1 rRNA gene is annotated in these 217 nt (G+C 54.8%); it reads left to right on the plus strand.

Features of this window, described 5'->3' with window-relative positions:
* Nucleotides 1-217: ribosomal RNA gene (locus ACFPOF_RS29435) — 16S ribosomal RNA — on the plus strand; the annotation flags it as partial.

Below are 217 nucleotides of genomic sequence, written 5' to 3' on the forward strand. Positions count from 1 at the left end.
TCTTGTTAGTTGCTTGCAACTAACTTGGTTAGCGGCGGACGGGTGAGTAACACGTAGGCAACCTGCCCCTCAGATCGGGATAACATTCGGAAACGAATGCTAAGACCGGATACATCGCTTGGTTGCATGACCGAGTGAGGAAACACGGTGCAAGCTGTGGCTGAGGGATGGGCCTGCGGCGCATTAGCTAGTTGGTGGGGTAACGGCTCACCAAGGC

Source organism: Cohnella soli (assembly GCF_042655525.1).
In the GTDB taxonomy this organism is placed as follows: Bacteria; Bacillota; Bacilli; order Paenibacillales; family Paenibacillaceae; genus Cohnella; species Cohnella soli.